Here is a 2,170-nt window from a genome sequence, read left to right on the forward strand (position 1 = left end):
CCCAGCCGGTGGCCGGCACCCTGGCGCGCGATTTCGGCGACAGCGGCGCCGGCGGCCCGGCCCGCGGCCTGACCTATGCCGCGCCGCCCGGCGCGCGGGTGGTCAGCCCCTGCGGCGGCAGCATCGCCTTCGCGGGGCCTTTCCGCTCCTATGGGCAGTTGTTGATTGTCGATTGCGGGGGCGGCTACCATTTCGTGCTGGCGGGGCTGGAGCGGCTGGATGCCGAGATCGGCGCCCGCGTCCTGGCCGGCGAGCCGGTCGGCCAGCTCGGCGGCGGCGAGGAGAATGGCCGCGCCTCGCTCTATGTCGAGCTGCGGCGCAACAGCCAGCCGGTGGACCCGAAGGCGTGGTTCCGTGGCCGTGGCTAGCCGGCGCCAGGGGTCAATTGTCCAGAAAGGTTTCAGTTTGCCCCTTGCACAGGAATTCGCTCTAGGGTGTCTCGCAGGGCCGTGGAACTCGCCACGGCGAAAGGATCGTTGACCGGCATGAGGGGTCGCCGCATGAAGCCTGGAATGCGCATGGTCGGGGTGGTGGCGGCGGCGTTCACCGCCGGCGCCGTGCTGGGGCCGGTGGTGGCGCCGCCCGTGATGTCCGCCTTCGCCCAGGAGGCCGGCAACCGCGCCGAGACCTATCGCCTGCTGAACCTGTTCGGCGACGTGTTCGAGCGTGTCCGCGCCGAGTATGTCGAGCCGGTGAAGGACCGCGAGGTCATCGAGGCGGCCATCAACGGCATGCTGCAGGGGCTCGACCCGCACAGCAGCTACATGAACGCCCGCTCCTTCCGCGACATGCAGGTGCAGACCCGCGGCGAGTTCGGCGGCCTCGGCATCGAGGTCAGCCAGGAAGGCGGCTATGTGAAGGTGATCAGCCCGATCGACGACACGCCGGCGGCCAAGGCGGGCGTCAAGCCGGGCGATCTCATCACCCATCTCAACGGCGAATCCGTGCAGGGCCTGACGCTGCAGGAATCGGTCGAGAAGATGCGCGGCGAGCGCGGCAGCAGCATCAAGCTGACCATCCGCCGGCCCGGCACCGAGACGCCGATCGAGCTGTCCCTGACCCGCGACGTGATCCGCCCGCAGGTGGCGCGCTTCCGGCTGGAAGGCAATGACATCGGCTATGTCCGCCTCTCCTCCTTCAACGAGCAGACGGAGAGCGCCCTGCGCCGCGCCGTCACCACCATGCGGTCGCAGGCGGGCGGCAACCTGAAGGGGCTGATCCTCGACCTGCGCAACAACCCGGGCGGGTTGCTGGACCAGGCGGTGCAGGTCTCGGACGACTTCCTGGAGCAGGGCGAGATCGTCTCCACCCGCGCCCGCCGCCCGGACGACGCGCAGCGCTGGAACGCCAAGCCCGGCGACATCACCGAGGGGCTGCGGGTGGTGGTGCTGGTCAATGGCGGCTCCGCCTCGGCCAGCGAGATCGTCGCCGGCGCCCTGCAGGACCACCGCCGCGGCGTGGTGCTCGGCACCAAGTCCTTCGGCAAGGGCAGCGTGCAGACCGTCATGCCGATCCCCGGCAACGGCGCCATCCGCCTGACCACGGCGCGCTACTACACCCCCTCCGGCCGCTCCATCCAGGCGCTGGGCATCAGCCCGGATGTCGAGGTGCTGGCGACCCGCGAGGAAGGCAACGCCCCGCTGCGCGACCGCGAGGCCGATCTGCGCCGCGCGCTGCGCAACGACAACGCCACGCATGAGAGCGCGCCGCTGCCGCCGCTGAACCTGCCGGCCGGGGTGCTGGACAAGGTGCAGCGCATGCCGCCCGAGGGTGCGCCGGCCTTCGACCCGACCAAGCCGGAGACCGACTTCCAGCTGCAGCAGGCCGTGTCGCTGCTGCGCGCCTGGTCTGCGGCCGAGCCGCAGCGCCGCGCCGCGCGCTGAACGCCGCGCGCCCGCGGGGTAAGATGAGCGGGGGATGAGCGGCATGGACGCTCGGGCCGCCTGGCGGGCGCTGGGGGTGTTCTGGGCCGTGGTCCTGGCCGGCGGCATCGGGACGGTGGGGGTGCTCCACTGGCTCGGCGCGCCGGAAGGGCCCGCCCGGCTCGCCTCGCCGCAGCCTGCGCCCCGCGCTGCCGCGCCGGCGGCGCGGGCGGCCCCTTCTCCTGCGGCCCCTTCCCCTGCGGCCGGTTCCCCCGGGGCCGTTTCCCCTGCGGCCGGGCCGGACGCGG

Annotated in this window: 3 protein-coding genes; all 3 read left to right on the forward strand. The window is 72.6% G+C overall.

Annotated elements, in window-relative coordinates; genetic code table 11:
• On the forward strand, positions 1-368 hold a 368-nt coding region (locus ACZJYS_RS24070), incomplete at its 5' end, for a murein hydrolase activator EnvC family protein (protein ID WP_493180610.1).
• A gap of 132 nt (positions 369-500) precedes the next feature.
• Positions 501-1,883: a S41 family peptidase gene (locus ACZJYS_RS24075; RefSeq protein ID WP_379652433.1), complete on the forward strand. Its 1,383-nt coding sequence runs from the start codon at positions 501-503 to the stop codon at positions 1,881-1,883.
• 43 nt (positions 1,884-1,926) lie between these two features.
• On the forward strand, positions 1,927-2,170 hold a 244-nt coding region (locus ACZJYS_RS24080; RefSeq protein ID WP_493180611.1), incomplete at its 3' end, for a hypothetical protein.

This window comes from Roseomonas sp. TS2 (assembly GCF_058833935.1).

What these genes read in the sequence shown, in the direction of transcription:
- ACZJYS_RS24075 (WP_379652433.1), top strand. Translation starts at nt 501, where the DNA reads ATGAAGCCTGGAATGCGCATGGTCGGGGTGGTGGCGGCGGCGTTCACC.